The organism is Streptomyces sp. NPDC059853 (assembly GCF_042731495.1).
Taxonomy (GTDB): Bacteria; Actinomycetota; Actinomycetes; order Streptomycetales; family Streptomycetaceae; genus Streptomyces.
The window spans coordinates 1-26,914 of sequence record NZ_JBHWJL010000042.1 but is presented as its reverse complement, the minus strand read 5'-3'; the positions used below and the strand labels follow the sequence as shown (position 1 = coordinate 26,914).

At 74.5% G+C, this 26,914-nt stretch carries 23 protein-coding genes and 1 pseudogene; 9 read left to right on the top strand and 15 right to left on the bottom strand.

Annotated elements, in window-relative coordinates; genetic code table 11:
- The first annotated feature begins 219 nt into the window (after positions 1 to 219).
- Positions 220 to 645: a hypothetical protein gene (locus ACFV5N_RS07380; protein ID WP_385595304.1), complete on the top strand. Its 426-nt coding sequence runs from the start codon at positions 220 to 222 to the stop codon at positions 643 to 645.
- A 109-nt stretch (positions 646 to 754) separates the two neighbouring features.
- Here ACFV5N_RS07380 and ACFV5N_RS07375 read toward each other — a convergent pair whose 3' ends face one another.
- Positions 755 to 1,348 carry a lytic polysaccharide monooxygenase gene (locus tag ACFV5N_RS07375; protein ID WP_385595302.1) on the bottom strand — a complete coding sequence of 198 codons (594 nt, stop codon included), beginning with the start codon at positions 1,346 to 1,348 and terminating at the stop codon, positions 755 to 757.
- A gap of 329 nt (positions 1,349 to 1,677) precedes the next feature.
- On the bottom strand, positions 1,678 to 2,697 hold the full coding sequence (locus ACFV5N_RS07370) for a hydroxyacid dehydrogenase (protein WP_385595299.1): 1,020 nt from the start codon (positions 2,695 to 2,697) through the stop codon (positions 1,678 to 1,680).
- A gap of 155 nt (positions 2,698 to 2,852) precedes the next feature.
- On the opposite strand from ACFV5N_RS07370, the gene ACFV5N_RS07365 reads away from it, so the two are divergent.
- Together ACFV5N_RS07365 and ACFV5N_RS07360 are read left to right on the top strand one after the other, a co-directional pair.
- Positions 2,853 to 3,932 carry a LacI family DNA-binding transcriptional regulator gene (locus tag ACFV5N_RS07365; protein WP_385595296.1) on the top strand — a complete coding sequence of 360 codons (1,080 nt, stop codon included), beginning with the start codon at positions 2,853 to 2,855 and terminating at the stop codon, positions 3,930 to 3,932.
- A gap of 192 nt (positions 3,933 to 4,124) precedes the next feature.
- Complete coding sequence (locus ACFV5N_RS07360; protein WP_385595293.1) at positions 4,125 to 6,128, top strand: TIM-barrel domain-containing protein; 2,004 nt, start codon at positions 4,125 to 4,127, stop codon at positions 6,126 to 6,128.
- A 74-nt stretch (positions 6,129 to 6,202) separates the two neighbouring features.
- On the opposite strand, the gene ACFV5N_RS07355 is transcribed toward ACFV5N_RS07360, so the two are convergent.
- Positions 6,203 to 7,792, bottom strand: coding sequence for a phytoene desaturase family protein (locus ACFV5N_RS07355; protein ID WP_385595290.1), 1,590 nt, complete (start codon positions 7,790 to 7,792; stop codon positions 6,203 to 6,205).
- Positions 7,793 to 7,911: 119 nt separating this feature from the next.
- On the opposite strand from ACFV5N_RS07355, the gene ACFV5N_RS07350 reads away from it, so the two are divergent.
- The 3 genes from ACFV5N_RS07350 to ACFV5N_RS07340 all read left to right on the top strand — a co-directional run bounded on the left by ACFV5N_RS07350 (position 7,912) and on the right by ACFV5N_RS07340 (position 12,671).
- A complete protein-coding gene (locus ACFV5N_RS07350) occupies positions 7,912 to 9,777 on the top strand; it encodes a DUF2264 domain-containing protein (RefSeq protein ID WP_385595288.1) in 1,866 nt (621 codons plus the stop codon).
- Positions 9,778 to 9,860: 83 nt separating this feature from the next.
- Positions 9,861 to 11,693 carry an ABC transporter ATP-binding protein gene (locus tag ACFV5N_RS07345; RefSeq protein WP_385595285.1) on the top strand — a complete coding sequence of 611 codons (1,833 nt, stop codon included), beginning with the start codon at positions 9,861 to 9,863 and terminating at the stop codon, positions 11,691 to 11,693.
- Positions 11,694 to 11,810: 117 nt separating this feature from the next.
- Positions 11,811 to 12,671 carry an alpha/beta fold hydrolase gene (locus ACFV5N_RS07340; RefSeq protein WP_385595283.1) on the top strand — a complete coding sequence of 287 codons (861 nt, stop codon included), beginning with the start codon at positions 11,811 to 11,813 and terminating at the stop codon, positions 12,669 to 12,671.
- A 54-nt stretch (positions 12,672 to 12,725) separates the two neighbouring features.
- Here the strand turns inward: ACFV5N_RS07340 and ACFV5N_RS07335 are convergent, their stop codons facing one another.
- Both ACFV5N_RS07335 and ACFV5N_RS07330 read right to left on the bottom strand, forming a co-directional pair.
- Complete coding sequence (locus ACFV5N_RS07335; protein WP_385595281.1) at positions 12,726 to 13,400, bottom strand: TetR/AcrR family transcriptional regulator; 675 nt, start codon at positions 13,398 to 13,400, stop codon at positions 12,726 to 12,728.
- Between the two features lie 8 nt (positions 13,401 to 13,408).
- Positions 13,409 to 13,810: an NUDIX domain-containing protein gene (locus ACFV5N_RS07330; RefSeq protein WP_385595279.1), complete on the bottom strand. Its 402-nt coding sequence runs from the start codon at positions 13,808 to 13,810 to the stop codon at positions 13,409 to 13,411.
- 73 nt (positions 13,811 to 13,883) lie between these two features.
- Between ACFV5N_RS07330 and ACFV5N_RS07325 the strand changes: the two genes are divergently transcribed.
- Positions 13,884 to 14,597, top strand: coding sequence for an NERD domain-containing protein (locus tag ACFV5N_RS07325; protein WP_385595277.1), 714 nt, complete (start codon positions 13,884 to 13,886; stop codon positions 14,595 to 14,597).
- A 6-nt stretch (positions 14,598 to 14,603) separates the two neighbouring features.
- On the opposite strand, the gene ACFV5N_RS07320 is transcribed toward ACFV5N_RS07325, so the two are convergent.
- Positions 14,604 to 15,032: a PPOX class F420-dependent oxidoreductase gene (locus ACFV5N_RS07320; RefSeq protein WP_385595276.1), complete on the bottom strand. Its 429-nt coding sequence runs from the start codon at positions 15,030 to 15,032 to the stop codon at positions 14,604 to 14,606.
- Positions 15,033 to 15,046: 14 nt separating this feature from the next.
- Positions 15,047 to 16,126: a DUF2332 domain-containing protein gene (locus ACFV5N_RS07315; protein ID WP_385595274.1), complete on the bottom strand. Its 1,080-nt coding sequence runs from the start codon at positions 16,124 to 16,126 to the stop codon at positions 15,047 to 15,049.
- A gap of 200 nt (positions 16,127 to 16,326) precedes the next feature.
- Here ACFV5N_RS07315 and ACFV5N_RS07310 point away from each other — a divergent pair, with 200 nt between their 5' ends.
- Together ACFV5N_RS07310 and ACFV5N_RS07305 are read left to right on the top strand one after the other, a co-directional pair.
- Positions 16,327 to 16,998, top strand: a complete 672-nt coding sequence (locus tag ACFV5N_RS07310) for a ThuA domain-containing protein (RefSeq protein ID WP_385595272.1) — start codon at positions 16,327 to 16,329, stop codon at positions 16,996 to 16,998.
- Positions 16,999 to 17,054: 56 nt separating this feature from the next.
- Complete coding sequence (locus tag ACFV5N_RS07305) at positions 17,055 to 18,047, top strand: aldo/keto reductase (RefSeq protein ID WP_385595268.1); 993 nt, start codon at positions 17,055 to 17,057, stop codon at positions 18,045 to 18,047.
- A gap of 32 nt (positions 18,048 to 18,079) precedes the next feature.
- Here ACFV5N_RS07305 and ACFV5N_RS07300 read toward each other — a convergent pair whose 3' ends face one another.
- The 8 genes and pseudogenes from ACFV5N_RS07300 to ACFV5N_RS07265 form a co-directional block, all read right to left on the bottom strand.
- The gene (locus ACFV5N_RS07300) at positions 18,080 to 19,114 is read right to left on the bottom strand and encodes a questin oxidase family protein (protein ID WP_385595266.1); all 1,035 of its coding nucleotides are present in this window, start codon (positions 19,112 to 19,114) and stop codon (positions 18,080 to 18,082) included.
- A 170-nt stretch (positions 19,115 to 19,284) separates the two neighbouring features.
- Entirely contained in the window at positions 19,285 to 19,854 is a 570-nt protein-coding gene (locus tag ACFV5N_RS07295; protein WP_385595263.1) for a TIGR03086 family metal-binding protein, read from the bottom strand.
- Between the two features lie 46 nt (positions 19,855 to 19,900).
- Entirely contained in the window at positions 19,901 to 20,545 is a 645-nt protein-coding gene (locus ACFV5N_RS07290; protein WP_385595260.1) for a lactate utilization protein C, read from the bottom strand.
- Positions 20,542 to 22,020 carry a lactate utilization protein B gene (locus ACFV5N_RS07285; RefSeq protein ID WP_385595306.1) on the bottom strand — a complete coding sequence of 493 codons (1,479 nt, stop codon included), beginning with the start codon at positions 22,018 to 22,020 and terminating at the stop codon, positions 20,542 to 20,544. The genes ACFV5N_RS07290 and ACFV5N_RS07285 overlap by 4 nt, the downstream gene beginning before the upstream one ends.
- Before the next feature lie 5 nt (positions 22,021 to 22,025).
- A complete protein-coding gene (locus ACFV5N_RS07280; RefSeq protein ID WP_375061801.1) occupies positions 22,026 to 22,781 on the bottom strand; it encodes a (Fe-S)-binding protein in 756 nt (251 codons plus the stop codon).
- A complete protein-coding gene (locus ACFV5N_RS07275; RefSeq protein WP_385595257.1) occupies positions 22,781 to 24,286 on the bottom strand; it encodes a rhamnulokinase family protein in 1,506 nt (501 codons plus the stop codon). The genes ACFV5N_RS07280 and ACFV5N_RS07275 overlap by 1 nt, the downstream gene beginning before the upstream one ends.
- 26 nt (positions 24,287 to 24,312) lie before the next feature.
- On the bottom strand, positions 24,313 to 26,364 hold the full coding sequence (locus tag ACFV5N_RS07270; RefSeq protein WP_385595254.1) for a bifunctional aldolase/short-chain dehydrogenase: 2,052 nt from the start codon (positions 26,362 to 26,364) through the stop codon (positions 24,313 to 24,315).
- A gap of 5 nt (positions 26,365 to 26,369) precedes the next feature.
- A pseudogene (locus tag ACFV5N_RS07265) lies at positions 26,370 to 26,914 on the bottom strand (rhamnose isomerase); the annotation flags it as partial.

Here is a 26,914-nt window from a genome sequence, read left to right as displayed (position 1 = left end):
GAGTGAAGGACGGCCTCCCCCGCGCCCGCCCCCGCCACCCGGCCCACCGGACCGCCGCCCACGGACGGCCCGGTGGGCCGGGCGCCCAACGGCCCGGCCACCTCCGTCCCCGGCCGACCCGAACGGCCCCGACCCGAACGGCCCCGGCGCGCGGGTGCCCGCGCCCCGCGGAGTCCGTAATGGAAGGTGCGGGGCCGGACGCCGTCGAAAGGAGCCGCCATGGGGACCGCGCCGACCGTACGAGCCGGGGAGGCGCCGTCGCCCGGTGCTCCCGACCCGCCACCCGCACCGCCCGGCCGCCTCCGGTACGCCGGGCTGCTGCTGACGCTGCTGGGAACCTTCCATCTGCTGTCCGGCCTGACCGCCCTGGGACGACCCGAGTACTTCGCGGTCGCCCGCGGCGGGCTGATGGCGCTGGACTACCCCGCGTGGGGTCTCGTCTTCCTGCTGCTCGGCGGCGCCCAGCTGGCCGCCGGGATCGCGCTTCAGCGGCGCCGCCCCCGCGCCGCGGGCGCCGCCGTCGCCGTGGTGATGGTCGCCGCCGTCGGCCAGGCCGGCTTCTTCGCGGCCTTCCCGCTCTGGTCCGCGCTGATCGTCGGGCTGTGCGTGCTGACCCTGCACACGCTGTGCGCACCCGCGCGCTGACCTGGGTACCGCTGCCGCCGGGGTGTCATCGCGTGGCACCCGGCGGCAGCGGTGGTCAGGGGAGGGGCGGCGCGGCGCCCGCCGGTTCAGCGGCCGGTTCCCCCGCTCCTCACAGATCCACGTCGGAGCAGGAGTAGAAGGCGTTGCCGGTGTCGGCCACGTCCCAGACCGCGAGGATCAGGTGCCGGCCCGACTTCTGGGTGGGCACGGTGCCCTGGTGCCGTTCGGTCGTGGCCGGGTGCCGGCCGTTCAGGGACACGGTCATGAACGGCTGCGGCTCCAGGTCGGCCCGGGTCAGCGGCGTGCGGGGGTCGTAGCCGTCCCGGGTGATGTAGTAGCGGAAGTCGCTGGTGCTGTGCGTGACCGTGAAGGTCCAGGTGAAGGTGTAGCCCTGGCCCGGCGTCAGGCGGGTCGCCGGCCAGGCGCCGCCGCGCGGATCGTCCAGCTGCGCGAACCTGGAGTTGCCGCCCGCGCAGATCTGCCCGTCGGCGGGGCCGCCCTGCGGGAAGCCCTTGGGGCCCTCCACGCTCTGCGGCTCCCACTGGATCTCTCCGCAGTTGCTCGCCACGCCCTGGGCGCAGAAGGACTGGCGGCTGGTCGGTGCCGTGCTGTAGCCGTGGGCGTGAGCGGTGCCGCCGGTGCCGAGGACCGTGATGGCGGCGAGCCCGAGGCCCGTGGCGGCGGCGGTGATCTTTCTGCGCATGCTGTCGCTCCCGGAGATGTGGGGGGAAGGAAGCTCCGTGCACGGGTGCGAGTGCTGCGGTCCAGACCAACTCCGACGGTAGCGCCGGTCCTTCCGTCATGTCCAGACCAATTGCACGTCGGGGCCCGGGCATGCCTCCGCCCGGTTCCCAGGTGCCCGCCGGGCCGCCGTCGCAGCACTCTCCCGCGCCATCACCGCGCCGGGGGACGCCGGAGGCTCGGCGGCCGTGGCGGGTGCGGTCAGTGCCGTACCGGGACCCAGGGCGGCCGCGCCCCGCCCGTCCCCCGCGTCGCCGCCCGCTCCCCGGAGGTGGCCGCCCGGCCACCGGCTCAGGCGATGGTGCCCAGATCCGAGCGGTGCACCCGGTGCCCCAGCGGCCGGCCCGCGTACAGCGCCGCCGCCTCACCGGCCACCAGGTCGCCCAGGCGCTCCAGTTCATTGCCCAGCGCCCCGGCGATGTGCGGCGTGACCAGCACACCCTCCAGGCCGAACAACGGCGAGCCGGCCGGCAACGGCTCCGGTTCGGTGACATCCAGGACCGCGGTGATCCGGCCGGACACCAGCTCCGCCTCCAGCGCCGCGTGGTCCACCAGCGCCCCGCGCGCCGTATTGATCACGGTGGCGCCGTCCGGCAGCAGCGCCAGCCGGCGGGCGTCCAGCAGCCCACGGGTGGCGGGTACGGCCGGGGCGTGCAGACTCAGCACGTCGCTGACCGCGCACAACTCGTCCAGCGGCAGCGGCGTCACCCCCATCTCCCGCGCCCGGTCGTCCGGCAGATAGGGATCGTGCACCGCGACCTCGAAGTCGAACGGGCGCAGCAACTCGATCACCCGGCGCCCGATCCGCGACGCCCCGACGATGCCGACCCGCCGCCGGTAGTTGCCGAGCGCGGCCGTCTGCGCGACGGTCGGCGGACGGCCGCCGGCCGCGTACCGGGCCGCCGTACCCAGCGCGTCCTTGCCGCTGAGCAGGATCGCGCCGAGCGTGAACTCCGCGACCGGCAGCGCGTTGGCGGCGGCCGCCGAGGACACCACCAGGCCGCGCTCCCAACAGGCCGGGGTGATGTGGTGCTTGACGCTGCCGGCCGCGTGCAGCACCGCCCGCAGCCGGGGCAGCCGGGCCAGTACCGGTTCCGTCAGCGGCGCGCACCCCCAGCCGGTGATCAGCACCTCCACCTCCGCCGGGTCGATGCCCGCGGCCGCGGCCGGGCGCGGGGCGGCGCTCTCCGGCAGCCGCAGCACCTCCGACAGCCGCTTCCGTACCGCCGGGGGGAACAGCCGGTCCAGATGCACCGGGTCCATGACGAACAGCGCTGCGGGACGCGCGCCGCCCTCGTTGATGCTGGGCATTGGTGCTGGTCAGCTCCCCGTTCAGAAAACGTTGTCTGTTCACCCTGAACACCGGCCCCGTACCACGTCAAGGGCGGGAAGCGGCGAAGTCCCCCGCCGTTCCCTGTGGTTAGACTGCGCTGGATGAGGAGAAACGCTTTCCGCGGAGCGCGGCCATGACGCCCGCCGGCGGAGCGCCGGCCACCCTGCGCGACGTCGCCGAGCGGGCCGGGGTGTCGATGGCCACCGTGTCCCGCGTCCTCGCCGACAACTACCCCGTCGCGCAGCGCACCCGGCAGCGCGTACTGCGCGCCATCAAGGATCTCGACTACGTCGCCAACACCCACGCCCGCGCCCTGCGCGGCCGGGGCACCCCCACCGTCGCCTTCGTCCTCAACGACGTCCGCGGGGCCTCCTTCGCCTCCGTCGCCCACGGCGTCGAGGAGGAGGCCGCCCGGCGCGGCCGGATCTGCCTCATCTGCACCACCCAGGGCGACCCCGAGCGCGAACTGTCCGTGGTGCGCACCATGCGCGAACAGGGCGCGGGCGCCGTCATCCTCATCGGCGGCGTGGTCGACGACGCCACCTACCGCAGCCAGATGACCGCCATCGCGCACTCCCTGGACGCCTCCGGGTCCCGCCTGGTGCTGTGCGGCCGGCCCCCGCTCGGCGAGGGTGTGCCGGCCACCGTCGTGGAGTACGACAACGAGGGCGGCGCCTACGCCGTCGTCAGCCGGCTGCTGGCCCAGGGGCACCGCCGCATCCTCTTCCTGGGCGCCGCCGCCAACGGCTCCACCACCGCGGCCGGCCGGCTCGCCGGCTACCGCCGCGCCCTCGCCGACCACGGCGTACCGGCCGACGACACCCTGGTCACCGCCGCCGAGTTCAGCCGCGTGGACGCCTACGGCAAACTGTCCGCCCGGCTGCGCGCGGGCCGCGACTTCACCGCCGTGTGCGCCGTCACCGACACCGTGGCGGCCGGCGCGCTGGCCGCCCTCGGCGACCACGGGCTGCGGGTCCCCGAGGACGTCTCTCTCACCGGCTACGACGACGTCGACCCGGCCACCGATCTGCGCCCCCAGCTGACCACCGTGCACGTGCCCTACGAGGAGGTCGGCCGCACCGCCGTCCGGCTGGCGCTCGGCCTGCGCGCGGGCGAGGTCTCCGCCGCCGCCCAGCACGCCGTGCTCGGCACGCACGTGGTGATCCGCGACTCCACCGCCCCGCTGCCCCGCCGGGCACCGTCGTCCGACTGACCCCGGCACCGCGCGCCGCGCCGTCCGGGCGGGCCGCCCCGGCCGGATGCCTTCCGTGCCGATGCCACCGGCCGCCCGGCCCGACCGTCCGCCGGAACCCGAAAGTTTCCGCACCCCCCGGCCGGTTTCCGCCACCCCGCGCCGGGGCGACCATGATCCGGAAGGACCACCACCCAGCGGAGGGCAGCACGTATGACCACCACCGTCACCGTCCACGCACACCATCTGGAGCGGCTCGCGCCGTCCGAGGTCCTGCGCGTCGAACCCTGGGGGAGCGACGCCGTACGGGTCCGCGCCGGGGCCGCCGGCATCCGCCGTACCGCCCCCGGAGCCCTTGAGGACCTGCCGCCCGGCGGCGCCCCCGGCGCCGTCGCCGCGTCCACCGAAGCCACCCCCGACGGCGGCGCCCGCCTCGTCAACGGCCGGATCACCGCCCACCTCGACGCCCGCGGCCGGCTCCGCTTCACGCGCACCGCCACCGGCGAGGAACTGCTCGCCGACGCCGAGCCGTACAAGGGCTGGCCCCCGCCCCGCACCCACACCCCGCACGGCGACGGCGGCTACCGTCTCGAACAGCGCTTCGCCGCCCACCCCGGCGAACGGCTCTACGGACTCGGCCAGCATCTGCACGGCCGCCTCGACCAGAAGGGCCTGGTCATCGAACTCGCCCAGCGCAACGCCGAGGTGTCCATCCCGCTGCTGATCTCCTCACGCGGCTACGGCCTGCTCTGGAACAACCCCGCGCTCGGCCGGGTCGAACTCGCCCACGACGCCACCCGCTGGGTCGCCGAACGCTCCGACCAGATGGACTACTGGATCACCGCCGGCGACACCCCCGCCGATCTGATGGCCGCCTACGCCGCCGCCACCGGCCACCCGCCGCCGCTGCCGCACTGGGCCACCGGCTTCTGGCAGTCCCGGCTCCGCTACCGCAGCCAGGAGGAACTGCTGGCGGTCGCCCGCGAGTTCGCCCGCCGCGAGCTGCCGCTCTCGGTCATCGTCAGCGACTTCTTCCACTGGCGGCAGATGGGCGACTGGAGCTTCGACCCCGCCGACTGGCCGGACCCGGCGGCCATGGTCGCCGAACTGGAGGCCCTCGGCGTGCGGCTGATGGTCTCCGTGTGGCCCACCGTCCACCCCGACAGCACTCACTACCCGGCTCTGCGCGCCACGGGCGGGCTGGTGGCCGACCGGCACGGCGGCGTGATCACCCAGAACTGGCCCGCCCCGGGCGGCTTCGCGCCCACCCACTACTACGACCCCACCGACCCCGACGCCCGCAGGCTGCTGTGGGACGCGGTGCGCGAGGGCTACCACCGGCACGGCGTCCGCGTCTTCTGGCTGGACGCCGGCGAACCGGACCTCGCCCCGCCCCTCCAGGAACGCGCGCAGTACGCCGCCGGTGACGGCCGCCGGGTGGGCAACCTCTACCCGCGCGAACACGCCCGCGCCTTCCACGAGGGGCTGACCGCCGAGGGGGAGCGGGACATCGTCACCCTCAACCGGTCCGCCTGGGCCGGCAGTCAGCGCTACGGCGCCGCCCTGTGGTCCGGCGACATCCCCGCCACCTTCGACTCCCTGCGCACCCAGATACGCGCCGGACTGAACGTCGCGCTCAGCGGCATCCCCTGGTGGACCACCGACATCGGCGGCTTCCACGGCGGTGACCCGGCCGACCCCGCCTACCAGGAGCTGATGGTGCGCTGGTTCCAGTACGGCGTGCACTGCCCGCTGTTCCGGCTGCACGGCGACCGCGACCCCAACGAGCCCTTCGGCGTCACCATGACCGGCGGCCCCAACGAGCCGTGGTGCTACGGGCCCGCCTACCCCCTGATCCGTGAGCAGATGCTGCTGCGCGAACGGCTGCGCCCCTACGTCCAGGAGCAGATGGACATCGCGCACCGCACCGGCACCCCGCCGATGCGCCCGCTGTTCTACGACGCCCCGGACGACCCCGCCGCCTGGGAGGTGGAGGACCAGTTCCTGCTGGGCCCCGATCTGCTGGTGGCCCCGGTCGCGGAACCGGGCGTCCGGGAGCGGCGGGTGTATCTCCCCGCCGGGAGCCGCTGGCAGGACGCCCATGACGGCACCTGGCACGAGGGCGGCAGCACGGTGAGCGCCGCCGCCCCGCTGGAGCGCATCCCGCTGTACCTCCGGGCGGGCCGCGCCCTGCCCATCCGGCCGGCCGACGCCTGACCGGCGCGCCCCCGGCCGGGCGCCCGTGCCGCGCGGCACGCGGGAGCCGGCCGGGGGCCCCGGCATCCCTCGTCCTACCGGCCCAGCACCGCCATGGCGGCGTTGTGCCCCGGGACGCCGCTGACCCCTCCGCCGCGTGCCGCGCCGGAGCCGCACAGCACGATCCGCTCGTGCTCGGTCTCCACCCCCCAGCGGCCCGCGGGCCGCCCGTCCGCCGTGTCCTCCCGGAACGGGAAGTCCAGGTCCCCGTGGAAGATGTTGCCGCCCGGCAGCCACAGGTCGCGCTCCAGGTCCAGCGGCGTCTTCACCTCCAGACACGGCCGGCCCTCCCCGTCCACGGCCAGACAGTCGAGGACCGGCTCCGCCAGGTGCTCGTCCAGCTGAGCCAGCGCCGACGCGAGCAGCGTGTCCCGCGCCTGCGTCTCGCCGGGCCCGTCAGGACCGAACAGCCGGGCCGGGGTGTGCAGTCCGAACAGGGTCAGGGTCTGGTACCCGGCCCCGGCCAGTTCGGGGGAGAGGATGGAGGGATCGGTCAGGGAATGGCAGTACAACTCGCTGGGCGGCGCCGAGGGCCCGCGGCCGGACGCGGCCTCCCGGTAGGCGGTCTCCAACTGGGCGTAGCCCTCGGCCACGTGGAACGTCCCCGCGAACGCCTCGCGCGGATCGACCCGCGGGTCCCGCAGCCGGGGGAGCCGGCGCAGCAGCATGTTCACCTTCAGCTGCGCCCCCTCGGCCGGTGCGGCCGGCGCCGCCGCCTCGCCCAGCAGCCGGGCGAGCACCTGCGGCGAGGCGTTGACCAGGACGTGCTGCGCGCCGACCGCCCCCTCGCGCTCCCCGTCGGTGAACCGCACCTCCGCCCGTCCGCCCGGCCCGCCGTCCGGTGCGATGCCGGTGACCTCGTGCCCGGTCACCAACTCGGCACCGGCCCGCCGTGCGGAGGCCGCCAGCGCGTCGGTCACCGCGCCCATGCCGCCCACCGGCACATCCCAGTCCCCGGTGCAGCCACCGATCACGTGATACAGGAAGCAGCGGTTCTGCCGCAGCGACGGGTCGTGCGCGGAGGCGAAGGTGCCGATCAGTCCGTCCGTCAGCACCACGCCGCGCACCAGGTCGTCCGCGAACCGCTCCTCGATGGTCGCCCCCAGCGGCTGTTCGAACACCGCGTGCCAGGTCGCGTCGTCCGCCACCCGCGCGCGCAACGCCGCCCGGGTGGGCAGCGGTTCGGTGAGCGAGGGGAAGACCCGGGCCGCCAGCCGCCGGGTGGTGGCGTAGAACTCCTGCCAGGCCTCGAACTCCCGGTCCGAGCCGGTCAGCCGGGCGAAGGACTCCCGGGTGCGCTCGGTGCCGCCGCCCACCAGCAGGCCTGTTGGCCGCCCGGCGCGCACCGCCGGGGTGTACGAGGAGAACTCGCGCTTGGCCGGGGTCAGCCGCAGCCCCAGATCGTGCACGATGTGCTCGGGCAGCAGACTCACCAGATAGGCGTACCGCGACAGCCGGGCGGCCACCCCGGGGAAGGCGGCGGCGGAGACGGCGGCGCCTCCGGTGTGCGGCAGGCGCTCCAGCAGCAGCACCCGGCGCCCGGCGCGGGCGAGGTAGGCGGCGGCGACCAGGCCGTTGTGGCCTCCGCCGACGATCACGGCATCGTACGAGGAGTGGGCAGGCATGGGGTCTGACTAGCACGCCCGCCGCTTTCCGGCCAGCATCCCGGCCGCGGTCTGGAAAGCGTTTACTGTCTGGCATAGGGTGCCCGGCGGACCAGCCCCGACGATCAGGCGGCACGCGCATGGCCAAGCACCCCTTCACCCTGCCGGACGAGGACCGGGCGCTGAGCCCGTACACCGGGTGGACCCGCGCCCACTGGGAGGCGGTCGCCGACGGCCTGCTGGGCGCGGTGGTCCCGTACGCCACCCCGGGCGCGGCGCTCTACCACCTGCCCGGCGGCCCGCCCAGCGGCTCCGGAGTGCGCTCGGACGGACTGGAGGGGTACGCCAGGACGTTCCTGCTGGCCGCCTTCCGGGTGGCCGGGGCCGGGGGCGCGGACCCGCACGGGGTCCTGGAGCGGTACGCCGCCGGCCTCGACGCCGGGACCCGCACCCCCGGCGGCGACGGCCCCGAGGACTGGCCGCTGATCACCGACCGCGGCCAGCCGCTGGTGGAGGCCGCCTCGATCGCGCTGGCGCTGCGGCTGACCCGGCCGTGGCTGTGGGACCGGCTGCCCGCGCCGGTACGGGAGCGGGCCGCCCGCTGGCTGTCGGACGCGCTCACCGCACAGGCGTGGGAGTGCAACTGGGAGCTGTTCCCGGTCACGGTGGGCGGCTTTCTCGCCGAGACCGAGGAGGCCGGGGAAGCGACAGCGGCGGCGGCCGAGGCGGCCATCGCGCGCGGTCTCGGCCGGATCGAGCCCTGGTACCGGGGCGAGGGCTGGTACAGCGACGGACCGGCCCGGCACTTCGACTACTACAACGGCTGGGCCATGCATCTGTACCCGGTGCTGCACGCCCGGCTTTCGGGGGACCCGGCGGCCCTGGACCGGTACGGCGACCGGCTCGCCGTCCATCTCGCCGACTACGCCCGGCTGTTCGGCGGCGACGGCGCGCCCCTGCACCAGGGGCGGTCGCTCACCTACCGGATGGCCACCACCGCACCGCTGTGGCTGGGCGCCCTGACCGGCCGCACCCCGCTGGCCCCCGGTGTCACCCGCCGGCTGGCCTCCGGAGCGCTGCGCTACTTCCTGGACCGGGGCGCGGTGGGCCCCGACGGGCTGCTGTCGCTCGGCTGGCACGGGCCCTACCGGGGCGTCCTCCAGCGCTACTCGGGCCCCGCGTCGCCGTACTGGGCGAGCAAGGCGTTCACCGGGCTGCTGCTGCCCGCCGGGCATCCGGTGTGGACCGCCACCGAGGAGCCGGGCCCGGCCGAACGCGCCGACGCCGTCACCGCGCTGCCCGTCCCGGGATGGCTGCTCCAGTCCACCGCGTCCGACGGCGTGGTGCGGCTGCACAACCACGGCAGCGAGGACGCGCGCTACGACCCGCACTACACCCGGTCCGGCTACTCGACGGTGACCGGGTCCACCCCCGTGGACGCCGGCCCGGCGGCCGACAACCACTTCGGCCCCCTCCTTCCCGACGGGACGTGGGCCGCCCGTTCCGCGATCGAGCCGCTGGGGGCCGGGGACGGCTGGATCGCCTCGGCACACGATGCGGGCGGGCACCGGGTGGTCTCCGTGGTGCTGGCGCACGGCGCCGCCGAAGTCCGTATTCATCTGATGAGCGACAGTGCGCCGGAGGTGCCGGTCCGGCTCACCGGATGGGCGGCCGGGGAGGGGCTGCACTCCGCACTGCATCCGGTGCACGGTTACACCGCTGACGCCCCGCTGTCCGGCCTGTCCACCGCCTTCAGCACTGATGCCCGGCTCCCCGTCCTCACCGGACGCACCGGGCCAACGCCCGGCGACCGGCTGTTCATCGCCCTCGCCCGGCTGACCGGCGACAACGCCCCGCCGCCCCTGGCGTCGCTGGCCGGGGTACGGGTGACCACCCCGCCGGCCGACACCCCCGACCCGGACGCCGCCCTCGCCATCACCGTGGAGTGGACCGACGGGCCCCGGCGCCACCTGCGCATCACCTCCCGCGCGGTGCGGGCCGACTGAGCGCCCACCGTCACCCGTACGGCGCCCCCTCCGGCGCCGTACGCTGGAGGGCTGTCCCCCCATGACACCCTCCGAAGGAGCACATGCCGCACGACACCGCTTGGCGGACCGGCGATCCGGTCGCCGATCCGGCCGCACCGCAGCACCCCGCGCAGATCCGCCGCATCCTCGCCCTCTTCCGTCCCTACCGCACCCGCCTGGCCGTCGTCGCCCTGCTCGTGGGCGCCTCCTCCCTGGTGGCCGTCGCCTCCCCGTTCCTGCTCCGGGAGATCATCGACACCGCGCTGCCCCACCAGCGCACCACCCTGCTCGCCCTCCTCGCGCTGGGCATGATCGTCACCGCTGTGATGAGCAGCGTCTTCGGCGTGCTCCAGACCCTCATCTCCACCACCGTCGGCCAGCGGGTCATGCACGACCTGCGCACCCAGGTCTACGCCAAGCTCCAGCAGATGCCGCTGGCCTTCTTCACCCGCACCCGCACCGGTGAGGTCCAGTCCCGCATCGCCAATGACATCGGCGGCATGCAGGCCACCGTCACCTCCACCGCGACCTCGCTGGTCTCCAACGTCACGGCCGTCGTCGCCACACTGGTGGCGATGCTCGCCCTCGACTGGCGGCTGACCCTGCTCTCCCTCGCCCTGCTGCCCTTCTTCGTCTGGCTGGCCCGCCGCGTGGGCCGGGAGCGCAAGCGGATCACCGCACAGCGCCAGAAACAGATGGCGACCATGGCCGCCATGGTCACCGAGTCGCTGTCGGTCAGCGGCATCCTGCTCGGCCGCACCATGGGCCGCGCCCACAGCCTCACCCGCGACTTCACCCAGGAGTCCACCCGCCTCGCCGACCTGGAGATCCGCGCCTCGATGGCCGGCCGCTGGCGGATGGCCACCATCGGCATGATCATGGCCGCCATCCCCGCCCTGCTCTACTGGTCGGCCGGCGTCCTGCTGCAACTCGGCGGCACCCCGCCGTCCATCGGCACCCTGGTCGCCTTCGTCAGCCTCCAGCAGGGGCTGCTGCGGCCGGCCGTGTCCCTGCTGTCCACCGGCGTGGACATCCAGGCCTCGCTCGCCCTCTTCCAGCGCGTCTTCGAGTACCTCGACCTCACGGTCGACATCACCGAGCGCCCCGACCCGGTGGAACTGCGGCACGCCAAGGGCGAGATCCGGCTGGAAGGGGTGTCCTTCCGATACGACCCCGCCGGGCCGCTCACCCTCAGCGACATCGATCTGACGGTGCCGGCCGGCGGCTCGCTCGCCGTCGTCGGCCCCACCGGCTCGGGCAAGAGCACCCTCAGCTATCTGGTGCCCCGCCTCTACGACGTCACCGAGGGCTCCGTCCGGCTGGACGGCATCGACGTGCGGGAACTGGACTTCGCCTCCCTCGCCCGCGCCGTCGGCGTGGTCTCCCAGGAGACCTACCTCTTCCACGCCTCGGTGGCCGACAATCTGCGGTTCGCCAAGCCGGACGCCACCGACGCCGAGATCGAGGCCGCCGCCCGCGCCGCGCAGATCCACGACCACATCGCCGCCCTGCCGAAGGGGTACGACACCGTGGTGGGGGAGCGCGGCTACCGGTTCTCCGGCGGGGAGAAGCAGCGCCTCGCGCTGGCCAGGACGATCCTGCGCGATCCGCCGGTGCTCGTCCTCGACGAGGCCACCTCCGCGCTGGACACCGCGACCGAGCAGGCCGTCCAGCGGGCCATCGACGCCCTGTCGGCCGGGCGGACCACCATCACCATCGCCCACCGGCTCTCCACCGTCCGCGACGCCGACGAGATCGTCGTCCTGGACGGCGGGCGGATCACCGAGCGCGGCACCCACGCCCAACTGCTGGCCCTGGGCGGCCGGTACGCCGAACTGGTACGCCGCGACGGGGAACCGGCCGGCGAGCGGAGGGCCCTGGACCCGGCGCCCTGACGGCGGCGTTCCGTGCGCGGCCCCGCCGGGTGCGGGCCGGTCCGGCGGAACGAGAAAACTATGCGAACGGTCGTGCTAACATCTCGCCAGCCCACCGTCCCACCGAGGGGATCCAGCATGGCCGTGACCTCCGACCTCGCCCGCGGCGCCCTGCGCCTCACCTCCCGGGTGGCACCCTCACTGGCCGTCCGGGCCGCCCTGCCAGCCTTCCGCCGCCCCCGAGCCACCGCCCGCCCGCGCCCCGAGGAGGAGCCGGTGATGCGCGCCGCCCGCTCGCGGACCGTCACGGTGGACGGCCAGGACGTGGCCGTCCACCGCTGGGGGACCGGCGAGCGCCCGGTCCTCCTCCTGCACGGCTGGATGTTCCGCGCCTCCCGCTTCGCCCCCCTCGTCCGCGCGCTCACCGACCGCGGCTACAGCCCCGTCGCCTTCGACGCCCCCGGCCACGGGGAGTCCCCCGACGGCGACACCTCGATCCTCCAGTACGGCGCCACGGCCCGCCGCCTCGCCCCCGCGGACGGCCACTACGAGGCGGTCATCGGCCACTCGGTGGGCGCCCTCGCCGGCTTCTGGGCGGTCCGCGAAGAGGTCACCGCCACCCGGCTCATCGCCCTCGCCCCCATACCCGACTTCGACTTCCTGGCCGACTCCTTCTGCGCCGGCGCCGGCCTCACCGGGCGCGCCAGAACCCTGCTGCGCACCCGGATCGAAGAGGACGTCTTCCCCGGCGTCCCCCGCATCTGGGAGCGGTTCTCCGCCACCTACCGGCCCGACCGGCTCACCCTGCCGATCCTCGTCGTCCACGACGAGGACGACGACATGATCCCGGTCGGCCACGCCCGCCGCATCGCCGAGACCTACGGCGACCGGGCCGACCTGCTCATCACCCGGGGCCTGGGCCACCGCCGGATCATCGGCGACCCGCACGTCGTCGACAGCGTGCTCGACTTCGTCTCGGCGACCGACCCGGTTCACTAGACGGCCGAGCCACGCCGCGCGCACGGCCGGGCGGCCGTCCGCCGGGCACGGTGCTCAGCCCGGGTCCGGTACCCCGGTGCCGGGAGCGGCGACCGTCCGCAGCCGCTCCCGCACGGCCCGCGCGGCCCGCTCGTACCCCGACGCGTCCCCGAACAGGGCCGAGGTGGTGTTCGCCATGTCCATCAGGGCGACCAGTTCGAACGCCAGCTGCGTCACATCGGCGTCCTCCCGCAGGTCGCCCGCCGCCCGCGCGCCCGCGAGCGTGTCCAGGACCAGCCGGTCCCACTCCTCGCGGGCCAGCGCCACCGCGTCCCGCACCGCGCCCTCGCGGGCAGCGAACTCGGTGGCCACCGCGATGAAGAAACAGCCGCCGGGGAAGACCCGCTCGCGCGAGTACTCCAGGTAGCCGTCGCACAGCAGCAGCACCCGCCCCAGCCCTTCGGGCACCTCGAGGGCCGGCTGGACGATGCGCCGCACGAACACGGACCGCGCCGCCCGCACCGTGGCCAGCTGAAGCTCCTCCTTGGACCCGAAGAGCGCGAACACCCCGCTCTTGCTCAGCCCCAGCTCCCCGGCGATCCGCCCGATCGACAGCCCGCCCAGGCCCTCCACCGAGGCCACGTCCATGGTCCGGCGCAGCACCAGCCGGCGCGTGGCGTTGCCGCGCTCCACCCGCCCGTCGACATGGGCCGCATCCCCCACCGGGTCACCTCCTTGGCCAACCGTCATGGTATGTGTCAGCGCAGCCGCCCGTCCGCCGCCAGATCCTCGAACACCGCGTGGTCCACCGGCGCCGTGCGTTCCTTGTCGGCCAGCGAGAGCCAGGCCAGTTCCTCGATCTCGCTGCTGGCGGCCAGAGTGCCGCGGAAGTCCGCCGTGTAGCAGGCCATCCGCACCAGCGTGCCGTCCGGATACCCGTCGGCCTGGGCCTCGTACGTGCCCACATGGGCCACCGTCTCCGGCACCAGTGCCACGGTCAGCTCCTCGCGCACCTCCCGCAGCAGCGTCTCCCGGTCGCTCTCCGCGCCGTCCCGCTTGCCGCCGGGGATGTAGAAGAGGCGTTTGCCCCGCGAGCGCACGCCCAGGATCCGCCCCCGGTCCAGATGCACCCATGCCACGGTGTCGATCAGCCCCGCCACGATTCCGTACTCCTTCGGCCACGTCCGGGCCCGACGGGATGCCTGTGGGCGGCCGGGCCGTGACGATGGTGTCATGGACCCGAGTGAGTGGGGTATCGAGCCCGGCCCGGAACCGGACCCGGGCCCGCGGCGCGACGGCCCGCTGTGGCTGCACCCCGACGACGACCTGGCCCCCAACCGGCCGGGCGAGACGCTGTACGGTCTCCTCGCCGACCGGCCCGACCGGCCCGACCGCGGCGTGGGCCGGCTCGCCCGCGCCCTGCTCGGCCGGGAGCGGGACACCGCGGACCTGCGGGAGCGGCTCGCCGGGGAACGCTCCGCGGGCGCCGCCCTCGACCGGCTCGCGGGCGCGGGCTGGGAGATCCTGCACTCCCTGCCGCTGCCCGGCGCCGCCACCCTCTCGCATCTGGCGATCGGCCCGGCAGGGGTCTTCGGCTGCCACACGGTGGCCCACGCCCGCGGGCCGCTGCGGGTCGGCGACCCGGACGAGGAGCAGGTGCGCACCGGGACCCGGCGCGGCGAGCCCCATCTGCGGTACTGCCGGCGTGGCGCCGCCCTCGCGGCGCACGCCCTCACCCGGGGCTGCGGCTTCCCGGTGACGGTCTCGCCGGTGCTGATCTGCGTCACCGCCGGGCGGGTCGCGTACGGCACGGTGCCCGGCGACGTACGGGTGCTGCGCGAGCACCAGCTGGAAGGGCTCACCCGGTACGGGGCCCTCCTCGCCCCGGACCGGATCCGCGCCATCCACGGCGTCGCCCGCGACCGCCGCACCTGGCGCGGGCTGTAGCGCCGCCTACTCGGCCAGATCGGCGACGGCGGAGACGTGCTCCACCCGCATCCGGACCAGCAGCTCACCGGGCACCCCGTTGCGTTCGCCGAACTCCCGCGCCCGGTCCTCGCCCATGTAGCGCGCCGCGATCCGGGTGGCCCACTCCCTGACCTCCGCCAGGTCCTCGCTCAGCCGCACCCGGCCGCGCAGCACGGCGAAGCTGTACGGGGCCCGCTCGTCGTCGACGCACAGCGCCGCCCGCCCGTCCCTGGCCAGGTTGCGGCCCTTGACGGTGCTCGCGCCGGTGTTGAAGACGATGTCGTCGCCGTCCAGCACGAACCACACCGGCGCCACGTGCGGGCCGCCGTCCGCGCGCACCGTCGACAGCTTCCCGGTCCTGGTACCGGCGGCGACGAAGGCCCGCCATTCCTCCGAGGTCATCACATGTCCCATGGGCCCATCGTGCGTCAGTCCTGACCGGGCGACCACGCGGGCAGCCCGTGCGGCGCGGCGAACGCCAGGAATTCTTCAGGCTCCCGGCCCAGCCGCGCCGACAGCGCGAACCGGTGCAGCTCGCCCACCTCGCGCGGCTCGAACGCGATGTGCGCGAACCCGGCGTCCGGCCCGGACGCCGCCGCCAGCCGGTCCAGCTCCCGCTCCACGGCGGCCCACTCGGCGTCGGGCACGTACTGCCGCATCACCGAGTGCCACACCACCGTCAAGGTGCCGGGCTCCAGCTCCACCCCCGACAGGAATTCCGCGGCGCCCGCCCCGCCCACCGTGGCCGGGACCTTGGCGGCGATCCGCAGCGCGCCCTCCAGCCGCCGGGTGCGGTCCGACTGGTCCGGCCACACATAGGCGCGCAGGGCGAGGGCGCCGTCGGGGGAGAGCGGATCGAGCGGGGCGATGTCGCAGCCGCGGCGCTCGACGATCCGCAGGGTCTGGTGCCGCCGCGCGCCCTCGGCCAGCCAGCCGGGCGGGTCGCCGCGCCACACCGGGTCGAGCACGACGGGGGAGTCGGGGTTGCCCCAGGAGAAGGACGGTGCCCGGTACCGGAACTGTTCGGCCCGCAGGTTCAGGCCCGCGCTGGAACCGAGTTCGAACAGCCGCACCGGGAGCGCGGCCGTGGGCACCGCGTACAGCAGCCCGGCCAGCAGGAGGGAGGCCCGTCCCACCTCATTGGTCTGCGGCGGCCGTTCGAGCCAGTCCCGCACCCAGTCCGGCTCGGCGGCGACCGCCGCCCGGAAGGCCGGCCAGCCCGCGTCCGGGTGCTCGGGGTCGAACACCCCACCGGCGCTGGGGTAGTGCTCCGCCAGCTCCGGAGCGCGCCCGGTGAGGACCAGGGCGTGCACCGCCCCCATCATCCGCAGCGCCGGCGCGTCGGCGGGACCGGCGTCCTCGTATCCCTCCAGCACGGCCGCACAGGGGCCCTCCTCCTCGATGTCCCGGGCCACTCGTTCCAGCAGCGCCGCGTACAGCGGGGAACCCAGCCGGGCGCAGGCACCGGCCTGCTGCTTAAAGACGAGGGCAACCTGATCACGGGGCATCCGTACTCCTCACTCGGGAATGCCCAAGATCATGGGGCCCACAAGGCGGGAAGCGGAAGACACTTGGGCGGGTTGTTATCTGATTTCCCACGATCCAGCGGAACTGAAGCGCGAGGGCGCCGCGCACACCCCCCGGGCGCGCAAGCGCCCCCACCGCCGGGGCCCGGCCCGGCGGAAGGCGCCTCCTACCATGGGGACCCATGACTTCCGAGCAGCTCGTCGTCTTCACCCGCACCGCCGGATTCCGCCACGACTCCATCCCCGACGGCATCGCGGCCTTCCGCGCCCTGGGCGCCGAGCTGGGCCGGCCCGTCCTCGCCACCGAGGACCCCGCCGAACTCGCCGCGGCCCTGCCCGGCAGCGCGGCCGTCGTCTTCCTCTCCACCACCGGCGAGGTCCTCACCGACACCGCCCGCGAGGCGCTGCGCACACACCAGGAGGCGGGCGGCGGTTTCCTCGGTGTCCACTCCGCCTCCGGCACCGAGTACGACTGGCCGTGGTACGGCGACCTCGTCGGCGCCCGCTTCGACGGGCACCCCGCCCTCCAGCCCGGCGTGATCCGGGTGACGGACCACGACCACCCCGCCACCGCCCATCTGCCGCGGCGCTGGGCGTTCACGGACGAGTGGTACCACTTCACCGAGAGCCCCGGTGGCCGGGTCCGGGTACTGGCCACCGCGGACGAAAGCACCTACACCGGCGGCCGGATGGGCGAGGACCACCCGCTGGTGTGGTGCCACGAGCACACCGGCGGCCGGGCCTTCTACACCGCCCTCGGGCACACGTCCGAGGCGTACACGGACCCCGGCTTCCGCGCCCATCTGCGGGGGGCCCTGGCCTGGGTGACCGAGGCCGCCGGAAAAGCTCGATGATCTGATCGATTCTGTGTCAGGATGACGGAAAACGTGTACCTTCGCGAGGAGACCCGGTGACCTACGCAGCCGCCGCAGACCGCTACGACACCATGCAATACCGCCGTTCCGGCCGCAGCGGTGTCCTGCTGCCCGCCGTATCCCTCGGCCTGTGGCACAACTTCGGCGACACCAGCACCCTGGACAACCAGCGCGCCGTCCTGCGCCGTGCCTTCGACCGCGGCATCACCCACTTCGACCTCGCCAACAACTACGGCCCGCCCCCCGGATCCGCCGAGACCAACTTCGGCGCCCTCTTCGCCCAGGACTTCCGCCCCTACCGCGACGAACTCTTCATCGCCTCCAAGGCCGGCTACCACATGTGGCCCGGCCCGTACGGCGAATGGGGCTCCCGCAAGTCCCTGCTGGCCAGCCTCGACCAGTCGCTCAAGCGGATGGGCCTGGAGTACGTCGACGTCTTCTACTCCCACCGCTACGACCCGGACACCCCGCTGGAGGAGACCCTCGGCGCCCTCGACCAGGCGGTGCGCTCCGGCCGCGCCCTGTACGCCGGGATCTCCAACTACCCGGCCGAACAGCACCGCCGCGCCGCCGAGATCCTGCGCGACCTCGGTACCCCGCTGCTGATCCACCAGTCCCCCTACAACATGCTGCACCGCGCCCTGGAGGACGGCGTCCTGGACGCCATCGGCGAGACCGGCACCAGTCTCATCGCCTTCTCCCCGCTCGCCCAGGGCCTGCTGACCGACCGCTACCTCTCCGGCGAGGTACCGCAGGACTCCCGGATGGCCGTCGGCCACTTCCTCAAGCGCGACGCCCTCAGCCCCGAGCGGCTGACCCTGCTGCGCTCCCTCAACGAGGTGGCGGCCGGCCGCGGCCAGACCCTGGCCCAGCTCGCCCTCTCCTGGGTGCTGCGCGACCCCCGGGTGGTCTCGGTCCTGATCGGCGCCAGCAGCGTCGCCCAGCTCGACCAGAACCTCGCCGCCCTGGAGGCCGGGCCGCTCACCGAGGACGAACTGGCCCGCATCGACACCCTGCTGACGGCCTGACCCGGCCGGAGACCTCCCGGGCAGGACGGCGCTCAGCCGGGCTCGATCAGCTCCAGTGCCCGCAGCCCCGCGCCGAGCGCCGTCCCCCCGTCCGGCCCGTCCACCACATCCAGCAGGGTGTCCACCAGCTTGATGGCGTGCTCGTCCCCGTGCACCGCCGCCCGCTCGAACAGTTCGGCCCCGACCAGCCCGTCCGGCACCGCGACCTCCGGCTGCGGCCCGGCCGGACGGTAGGCCGCCACCACCGCGGCACTCGCCGCCCACGCCGCCCGCAGCCCCGGCCACCACAACTCCCCGGGCAGCGCGGGCAGCGTCCGCAGCACCGCGTTCGGCGCCGTCACCGCGTGCACCAGCATCACCGGGTTGCCGTGCGCGTGCTCCGCGTAGAAACCGGCGGCGGCCCGCACCAGTTCGGTCAGCCGCTGCCGCGCCACCGCCGGATCCCGCTCCCCGGCCCCCGGCCAGTCCGGCACCCCCCGCACCTGCTCCAGCCGGTGGTTGATGCCCCGCGACGGATCGGGCACCCCGGCCACCGCTCCCAGCGCCGCGTCCGCGCCCGAGGCCGCCGCCGTGCCGACCGCCCCCGCGGGCAGCGGCTGATGCCGGGCCGCCCAGTACCCCAGACCCTGCGCCAGCTCCGCGATCCGCGGCGCGCTCTCCCCCTCCGCCAGCAGCACCCGCACCGCGTGCCCCACCCGGATCACCGGATGCGTCGCCCCGCCCGCGATCCCCGGCAGCAGCCGGGGCCACCACTCGGCCAGCACCGCGCGCCAGGGGCGCTCGGCCAGCAGCCGCCCGAAGAACCCGGCCCAGTCCGCCAGATACCGCGCGTCACCCAGCGCCTCCCGCCAGTTCTCCGCCGTGATCGGGCCGTACGAGCCGGGCCGCTCCTCCAGCACCCGCCGGTATCCGTCGAGCCAGCGGTGCACCCGCGCCCCCTGGCCGCGGCGCACCAGCGCCTCCACCGCCATCGGCCCGTGATTGCTCAGCCAGCCCTCGAACTCCGGGCCCGTCGCGTGCAGCCTGATCAGCGCCTCGTCGAGTACGCCCAGGTCGTCGTGGTCCATGTCCGCGACGCTACGCGGGGGCACGCCCCGCGCGGAACGGTCCGCGGACCTACCCCCGCGGACCGACCCGGGACCGTGGTCCCGCGACCGCGGTCCCAGGCCCTCCGCTGCCCGGACGGCCGCACCGGTACGGGCCCGCAGCGGCCACGCGCCCCCTGGGGCCCACCCGGTCACCGCGCCGGGTCACGCCCCAGCAGCGCCACCAGCCGGTCCTGCACCGGGGCGTCCCGCGCGACCTCCACCGGCGGGTCGAAGATGCCCAGCCCCTGCCAGCCGTCGATCTGCGGCGCCACGAACCCGTACACCGTGGCCGCCACCTCCTCATCCAGCCGGTCGTCCGCCGCGATCCCGCGCGCCAGATCCCAGGCGTGCACCGCCAGATCGAGCGTCATCTGCCGCGCGTACTCCTCCGCCGGGGTCGGCCCGCCACTGGTGTGCACCGTGCCCTCCAGCGCCCCCGGCGCCGCGAACGCCTCCCGGGCGCCGCGCGCCGCCCGCTCCCAGGCCGCCACCGGGTCCTCGCCCAGGACGTCACCGTCGTAGCGGTCGCCCACCTCGGCCAGCGTCTCGCCGCGCAGCAGATGCGGCGCCCACAGCTGTTCCGCCGTCAGATGGCCGACCAGATCCCGCACCGACCACGCGGTGCACGGGGTCGGCGCGCTCCACTGCCCGGCGCCGACCCGGCGCACCCGCCGGTCGAACTCCGCCTGCGCCCGCTCGTAGGCCTCGGTCAGTCGCATGGGGGTACCTTTCTTCCGCTTCCGTGGTGGATACCCCCCGCGGCCGTCACTCCCGGACCAGCACCACGTCGAGGGTGCGTGGCCCGTGCACCCCCTCGACCCGGTCGAGTTCGATGTCACTGGTGGCCGAAGGCCCCGATATCCAGGTCAGCGGCCGGTCCGGGGACAGCAGCGGCAGGGCCTGCCCCACCGACTCCACCACCTGGTCCGGTACCCGGACCACCACGATGTGGTGATCGGGCACCAGCGTGATCCGGCGCCGCCCCTGGTCGGGACCGCCGTCCAGCACGATCGTCCCGGTCTCCGCGATCGCCACCGCGCAGCCCGTCACCACACTGTCCACCGCGTCCAGTTCCGCGGCCGTGACCGACGGCGCGTCCGGCACCGTGCGCACCGTGCCCGCCGGAACCGCCGACAGCCAGCCCCCGGGCAGCCCGTCCGGCACCACCACCGAGCCCGAGCCGCGCTCCGCCAGCAGCCGGGCGATCAGCCCCGGCAGCCCCGCCGTGTCCGTGCGGTGCACCAGCGCCCGGTAGTCCGCCAGATGCTCCGCCAGCACGGCGACCGGATCGGCGGGGGAGTGCGAGGCCAGATAGTCCCGCACCACCGGCACCTGCTCCGGCGTCTCCTCGCGCGGCACATCCGCCAGCGCCCGCCGCACCCGGCCCAGCACCACATCCCGCGCGCTCATCGCCCGTCCTCCCCACGTGTGCGCCGCTGCCACCAGTCCCGGAACGGCTCGGCCGGCACCGCCGGCAGATCCCGGCTCGCCGTCCACGCCCGGCCGGGGCCCGGCAGACTGCGGCGCGGCAACAGCCGCCGCGAGCGCCCCGCCAGCCGCTGCCCGGCCCGCATCGCCCCCGGCCGGTCCAGCGCCCACGTCGCCGCCCGCAGCGCGGCCCGCTCCGCCGCATGCCCCTTCGCCGGCCGGATCCGGGTCCTGGTGCCCCGCACCGTCACCGGCCCGCCCTGCACCACCCGTTCCCGCAGATGCACCAGCACCTCCGGGATGTCGATCGCCACTGGGCACACCTCGTAACAGGCGCCGCACAGCGAGGACGCGTACGGCAGCGACGCGTCCAGCTCACCGGCCGTGCCCCGCAGCTGCGGGGTGAGGATCGCGCCGATCGGCCCCGGATACGCGGAGCCGTACGCGTGACCCCCGGCCCGCTCGTACACCGGGCACACATTCAGACACGCCGAACAGCGGATGCAGCGCAGCGCCTGCCGCCCCACCTCGTCCGCGAGCGTGTCGGTGCGGCCGTTGTCCAGCAGCACCAGATGGAACACCCGCGGTCCGTCCCCGTCGGTCGTGCCGGTCCACATCGAGGTGTACGGGTTCATCCGCTCCGCCGTCGAGGAGCGCGGCAGCGTCTGGAGGAACACCTCCAGGTCCTGCCAGCTGGGCACCACCTTCTCGATCCCCACCACCGAGATCAGCGTCTCCGGCAGCGTCAGGCACCTCCGGCCGTTGCCCTCGGACTCCACGACCACCAGGGTGCCCGTCTCGGCCACCATGAAGTTCGCCCCGGAGATCCCCACCTTGGCGCGCAGGAACTTCTCCCGCAGATGCAGCCGGGCCGCCTCCGCCAGCTGGGCCGGCGCGTCGGTGAGCGTCTCCGGAGCGGCCCGCCCCCAGCGGGCCATGTTCCGCGCGAAGATGTCCCGGATCTCGCCCCGGTTGCGGTGGATCGCCGGCACCAGGATGTGCGAGGGCAGATCGTCGCCCAACTGCACGATCAGCTCCGCCAGATCCGTCTCGTTCGCCCGGATCCCCGCCTTGGCCAGCGCCTCGTTGAGCCCGATCTCCTGCGTGGCCATCGACTTGACCTTGATGACCTCCCGCTCACCGGTCTCCTTCACCAGCGCGGTGACGATCCGGTTCGCCTCGGCCGCGTCCGCCGCCCAGTGCACCACCCCACCGGCCGCCGTGACCCGCTCCTCCAACCGCACCAGATAGTGGTCCAGATGACGCAGCGTCCGGTCCTTGATCGCCGCCCCGGCCGCCCGCAGCTCCTGCCAGTCCGGCAGCTCCGCGACCGCCGCGGCCCGCTTGTCCCGGATGGTGTGCGTGGCGTGCCGCAGATTCGCGCGCAGCGTCGTGTCGCGCACCGCGTCCTCCGCCGCACGCGGGAACGGCGGCATGCCCAGATACGTACCCGTCACCCCGCTCACCGGAACGGCACCTCCTCGGTACTCGCCAGAATCTCCGCGATGTGCACCGGCCGCACCGTCGAACCCAGCCGGGACAGCGTCCCCCCGATGTGCATCTGGCACGAGTTGTCCACCGTGCACACCGCCGAGGCCCCCGTCCCCATGACGGCGCGCGCCTTGTCCGCGCCCATCGCCGCCGACACCGCCGCGTTCTTCACCGCGAACGTGCCGCCGAAACCGCAGCACTCCTGAGCGCCCGGCAGATCCACCAGTTCGAGCCCGCGCACCGCCTCCAGCAGCCGCCGCGGACGCTCGCCGAGCCCCAGCATCCGCAGCCCGTGACAGGTCGGGTGGTACGTGACCCGGTGCGGGTAGTACGCCCCCACATCCGTCACCCCCAGCACATCCACCAGGAACTCCGTCAGCTCCACCGTGCGCGGCACCACCGACTCCGCCAGTCCGGCCAGCTCACCGCCCCGCCCCTCGGCCGCCGCCTTCCGGCCGATCCGCGGATAGTTGTCGCGCACCATCGCCGCACACGACCCGGACGGCACCACGATGTGGTCGTACCCCTCGAACGCCCGCGCGTACCGGCGCACCAGCGGCTCACTCGCATGCCGGTACCCGGTGTTGAACTGCGGCTGCCCGCAGCAGCTCTGCTCCACCGGGAAATCCACCTCCACCCCCAGCCGCTCCAGCAGCGTGACCACGGCCCGGCCCGTCGCCGGATAGAGGGTGTCGTTCACACAGGTGAGGAACAGCGCGACCCGCATCACCGCCCCACCTCCCCACCGGCGATCCGGGCCGCCGCCCGGTCCCACGCGCCCGCGTCACCCATGGGCTCATGGTGCCGCAGCGGCACGGTGGCACGCAGCAAGCCCCGCAACTCGGCGAGTCCGCCCCCGACCACCCCCGCCGCCCTGGCCTGCACCAGCACATTGCCCAGCGCCGCCGCCTCCGCCGGACCCGCCACCACCGGCAGCCCGCAGGCATCCGCCGTCAGCTGGCACAACAGCTCGTTGCGGGCGCCACCACCCACCACATGCACCGTCTCCACACTCCGCCCCGACAGCCGCTGCGCCTCCCGCACCGTCGCCCGGTGCGCCAGCGCCAGCGAATCCAGCACACAGCGTACGGTCTCCGCCGCGTCCCTCGGCTCGGGCTGCCCGGTACGGGCACACGCCCGCGCGATCCGCCCCGGCATGTCCCCGGGCGCGATGAACTCCGGATCGCCCGCGTCCACCACCGAACGCAGCGGCTCCGCCCGCGCCGCCTCCCGCAGCAGCGGCTCCAGCGCGTACCCGGCGCCGGCCCGCTCCCACTCCCGCAGACACTCCTGGAGCAGCCATAGCCCCATGATGTTGCGCAGATAGCGGACCGTGCCGTCCACCCCCAGCTCATTGGTGAAGTTGGCCCGCCGGCTCTCCTCCGACAGCACCGGGGCGTCCAGCTCCAGGCCGGCCAGCGACCACGTACCGGTGGCGATGTACGCGAACCGGTCCCCGTCCGCCGGCACCCCCACCACCGCCGACGCCGTGTCGTGCGAGGCCACCGACCACACCGGCACCGGCCCGGCCAGACCGGTCTCCGCCAGCACCTCGGGTATCACCTCACCCGCCGGGTCGCCGGGCCGGCGCAGCGCCGGGAACAGCCCGGTGTCCACACCCAGCGCCTCCGCCACCGGCCGCGACCAGGCGCGGGTGCGCGGATCGATCAGCTGCGTGGTGGAGGCGTTCGTCAGCTCGGTACCGGCCCGGCCCGTCAGCCAGTAGGTGATCAGATCCGGGATCAGCAGCAGCTGCCGCGCCGCCGCCAGCTGCGCCGAACCCCGCGCCGCGACCAGCTGGTAGACGGTGTTGAACGGCAGCTCCTGCAACCCGGTGGCCGCGTACAGCTCGCGCGGCGGCAGCACCTCCGCCACCCGGGCGGCCACCCCGTCGGTGCGGCCGTCCCGGTAGTGCACCGGGTTGCCCAGCAGCGCGCCGGAGGCGTCCAGCAGCCCGTAGTCGACCGCCCACGAGTCGACACCGACCCCGGCCAGCGGGCCGCCGGCCTCCCGGCCGGCCGCCCGCAGCCCGGTCAGCACCCCGTGCCACAGCGCCAGGATGTCCCAGTGCAGCGTCCCGCGGACCCGCACCGGATGATTGGCGAACCGGTGCGCCTCGCGCAGCGACAGCTCACCGCCACCGACCCGCGCGAGCATCACCCGGCCACTGGAGGCACCGAGATCCACCGCGGCGAAGTCCCGCGCGGCGTCGGTGGAGGTAGGGGCAGACACAGCTCTCCTCGAATTCGACGACTGGCTCAGCGCAGGAACGCCGCCGCCACCCCGGCATCGACCGGGATGTGCAGACCGGTGGTGTGGGTCAGATCCCCGCCGGTGAGGGCGAAGACCGCCGCCGCCACATGCTCGGGCAGCACCTCACGCTTCAGCAGGGTCCGCTGGGCGTAGTACGCGCCCAGGTTCTCCTCCGGCACCCCGTACACGGCGGCACGCTTCGCGCCCCAGCCGCCCGCGAAGATGCCGGAACCGCGCACCACACCGTCGGGGTTGATGCCGTTGACCCGGATGCCGTGCTCGCCCAGCTCGGCGGCGAGCAGCCGCACCTGGTGCGCCTGATCCGCCTTGGTGGCGCCGTACGCGATGTTGTTGGGGCCGGCGAACACCCCGTTCTTGGAGGCGATGTAGACGATGTCGCCGCCCATGCCCTGCGCGATCATCACCCGCGCCGCCTCCCGGGAGGCCAGGAACGAGCCGCGCGCCATGATGTCGTGCTGCAGGTCCCAGTCGGCCGCCGTCGTCTCCAGCAGCGGCTTGGAGATGGAGATCCCGGCGTTGTTGACCACCAGGTCCACCCCGCCGAACGCCAGCGCCGCCGCCTCGAAGGCCGCCGCGATCTGCTCCTCGGAGGTCACGTCCACCGCCACCGCCACCGCGCGGTCCCGGCCGCCCAGCTCCTTCGCCACCTCGCTCGCCGCGGCCTCGTCCCGGTCCGCCACCACCACGCACGCGCCCTCGGCCACCAGCCGCTGCGCCGTGGCCCGGCCGATGCCGCTGCCGCCGCCGGTCACCAGCGCGATCCGGGTCGCCAGCGGGGCCGGCGGCGGCATCCGCCGCAGCTTGGCCTCCTCCAGCTCCCAGTACTCGATCCGGAACTTCTCCGACTCCTCGATGGGGGAGTAGGAGGAGACCGCCTCGGCACCGCGCATCACGGCGATGGCGTTCACATAGAACTCGCCCGCCACCCGCGCCGTCTGCTTGTCCTTGCCGATGGAGAACATCCCCACGCCCGGCACCAGCACGATCGCCGGATCGGCGCCGCGCATCGCGGGCGAGCCGGGCTCGGCGTGCCGCTCGTAGTAGGCGCGGTACTCCTCCCGGTAGGCCGCGTGCAGCTCCTTCAGCCGGGCGATCGCCTCCTCCAGCGGGGCGTCCGCCGGCAGGTCGAGCACCAGCGGCGCGACCTTGGTGCGCAGGAAGTGATCCGGGCAGGAGGTGCCCAGCGCCGCGAGCCGGGGGTGCTCGGCGCGCGACAGGAACTCCAGCACCGGCTCGCTGTCGGTGAAGTGACCGATCTGCGGCTTGTCGGTGGAGGCCAGACCACGGATCACCGGCGCCAGCGCGGCGGCCCGCGCCCGGCGCTCGGCCTCCGGCAGCGGCCCGTACCCGGGCAGCTCCGCGCCGAACGGCTCCGCCGCGCCGCGCTCGGCCAGGAACGCCTCGGCGGTACGGATGATGTGCAGCGAGTTGCGCTCGCACTCCTCGCTGGTGGCGCCCCAGGCGGTGATCCCGTGGCCGCCGAGGATGCAGCCGATGGCCTGCGGGTTGGCCTCCCGCACCGCCGCGATGTCCAGGCCCAGCTGGAACCCGGGCCGGCGCCACGGCACCCACACCACCCGGTCGCCGAAGCACTCCCGGGTCAGCGCCTCGCCGTCGGCGGCGCAGGCCAGCGCGATGCCGGAGTCCGGGTGCAGATGGTCCACGTGCGCGGCCTCGACCAGGCCGTGCATGGCGGTGTCGATGGACGGTGCCGCCCCGCCCCGCCCGTGCAGGCAGTAGTCGAAGGCCGCCACCATCTCGTCCTCCCGGTCCACGCCCGGGTACACGTCCTTCAGCGCCCGCAGCCGGTCCAGGCGCAGCGCGGCGAGGCCGCCCTCGGTGAGGGTGCCCAGATCACCGCCGGAGCCCTTGACCCACAGCAGCTCCACCTCGCCACCGGTCACCGGGTCGGCCGCGGTCCCCTTGGCCGAGGTGTTGCCACCGGCGTAGTTGGTGTTGCGCGGGTCGGCGCCCAGCCGGTGCGAACGCCCCAGCAGCTGTGCGACGGTCTCGGATGTGCGCGTCGTGTCCGCCATGGTGCTCAGGCCCCCCATCCGGCCTGCTGACCGCCCTGGCGGTCCGCGACGATCCGCTCCGCCCAGTCCGAGCGCGCGTACGCGGCCATCGGGTCGGCGTCCAGGCCCGCCTCCTGGCGGACCTCGGCCAGCAGCGGACGGACATCGGTGTTGAAGGCGTCCATCAGGACGGCGTTGGCGCCCAGCACGTCACCGGCGCGCTGCGCGGCGGCCAGCGCGTCCCGGTCCACCAGCAGCGCCTTGGCCGTCGCCTCCTGGACGTTCATCACCGAGCGGATGATCGCCGGGATCTTCGGCTCGATGTTGTGGCACTGGTCGAGCATGAAGGCCACCTCGCTGGTGAAGCCTCCGCCCCGCACCACCTCGTACATGATCCGGAACAGCTGGAACGGGTCGGCCGCGCCCACCATGAGGTCGTCGTCGGCGTAGAAGCGGGAGTTGAAGTCGAACCCGCCGAGCTTCCGCTCGCGCAGCAGCGTGGCGACGATGAACTCGATGTTGGTGCCGGGAGCGTGGTGACCGGTGTCCACGACGACCTGGGCCTTCTCAC

Bases quoted from the DNA above. Each gene is read 5' to 3' on its own strand.
- ACFV5N_RS07380 (WP_385595304.1), top strand. From the start codon at position 220: ATGGGGACCGCGCCGACCGTACGAGCCGGGGAGGCGCCGTCGCCCGGT.
- ACFV5N_RS07375 (WP_385595302.1), bottom strand. From the start codon at position 1,348: ATGCGCAGAAAGATCACCGCCGCCGCCACGGGCCTCGGGCTCGCCGCC.
- ACFV5N_RS07370 (WP_385595299.1), bottom strand. From the start codon at position 2,697: ATGCCCAGCATCAACGAGGGCGGCGCGCGTCCCGCAGCGCTGTTCGTC.
- ACFV5N_RS07365 (WP_385595296.1), top strand. From the start codon at position 2,853: ATGACGCCCGCCGGCGGAGCGCCGGCCACCCTGCGCGACGTCGCCGAG.
- ACFV5N_RS07360 (WP_385595293.1), top strand. From the start codon at position 4,125: ATGACCACCACCGTCACCGTCCACGCACACCATCTGGAGCGGCTCGCG.
- ACFV5N_RS07355 (WP_385595290.1), bottom strand. From the start codon at position 7,792: ATGCCTGCCCACTCCTCGTACGATGCCGTGATCGTCGGCGGAGGCCAC.
- ACFV5N_RS07350 (WP_385595288.1), top strand. From the start codon at position 7,912: ATGGCCAAGCACCCCTTCACCCTGCCGGACGAGGACCGGGCGCTGAGC.
- ACFV5N_RS07345 (WP_385595285.1), top strand. From the start codon at position 9,861: ATGCCGCACGACACCGCTTGGCGGACCGGCGATCCGGTCGCCGATCCG.
- ACFV5N_RS07340 (WP_385595283.1), top strand. From the start codon at position 11,811: ATGGCCGTGACCTCCGACCTCGCCCGCGGCGCCCTGCGCCTCACCTCC.
- ACFV5N_RS07335 (WP_385595281.1), bottom strand. From the start codon at position 13,400: ATGACGGTTGGCCAAGGAGGTGACCCGGTGGGGGATGCGGCCCATGTC.
- ACFV5N_RS07325 (WP_385595277.1), top strand. From the start codon at position 13,884: ATGGACCCGAGTGAGTGGGGTATCGAGCCCGGCCCGGAACCGGACCCG.
- ACFV5N_RS07320 (WP_385595276.1), bottom strand. From the start codon at position 15,032: ATGGGACATGTGATGACCTCGGAGGAATGGCGGGCCTTCGTCGCCGCC.
- ACFV5N_RS07315 (WP_385595274.1), bottom strand. From the start codon at position 16,126: ATGCCCCGTGATCAGGTTGCCCTCGTCTTTAAGCAGCAGGCCGGTGCC.
- ACFV5N_RS07310 (WP_385595272.1), top strand. From the start codon at position 16,327: ATGACTTCCGAGCAGCTCGTCGTCTTCACCCGCACCGCCGGATTCCGC.
- ACFV5N_RS07300 (WP_385595266.1), bottom strand. From the start codon at position 19,114: ATGGACCACGACGACCTGGGCGTACTCGACGAGGCGCTGATCAGGCTG.
- ACFV5N_RS07295 (WP_385595263.1), bottom strand. From the start codon at position 19,854: ATGCGACTGACCGAGGCCTACGAGCGGGCGCAGGCGGAGTTCGACCGG.
- ACFV5N_RS07290 (WP_385595260.1), bottom strand. From the start codon at position 20,545: ATGAGCGCGCGGGATGTGGTGCTGGGCCGGGTGCGGCGGGCGCTGGCG.
- ACFV5N_RS07280 (WP_375061801.1), bottom strand. From the start codon at position 22,781: ATGCGGGTCGCGCTGTTCCTCACCTGTGTGAACGACACCCTCTATCCG.
- ACFV5N_RS07270 (WP_385595254.1), bottom strand. From the start codon at position 26,364: ATGGCGGACACGACGCGCACATCCGAGACCGTCGCACAGCTGCTGGGG.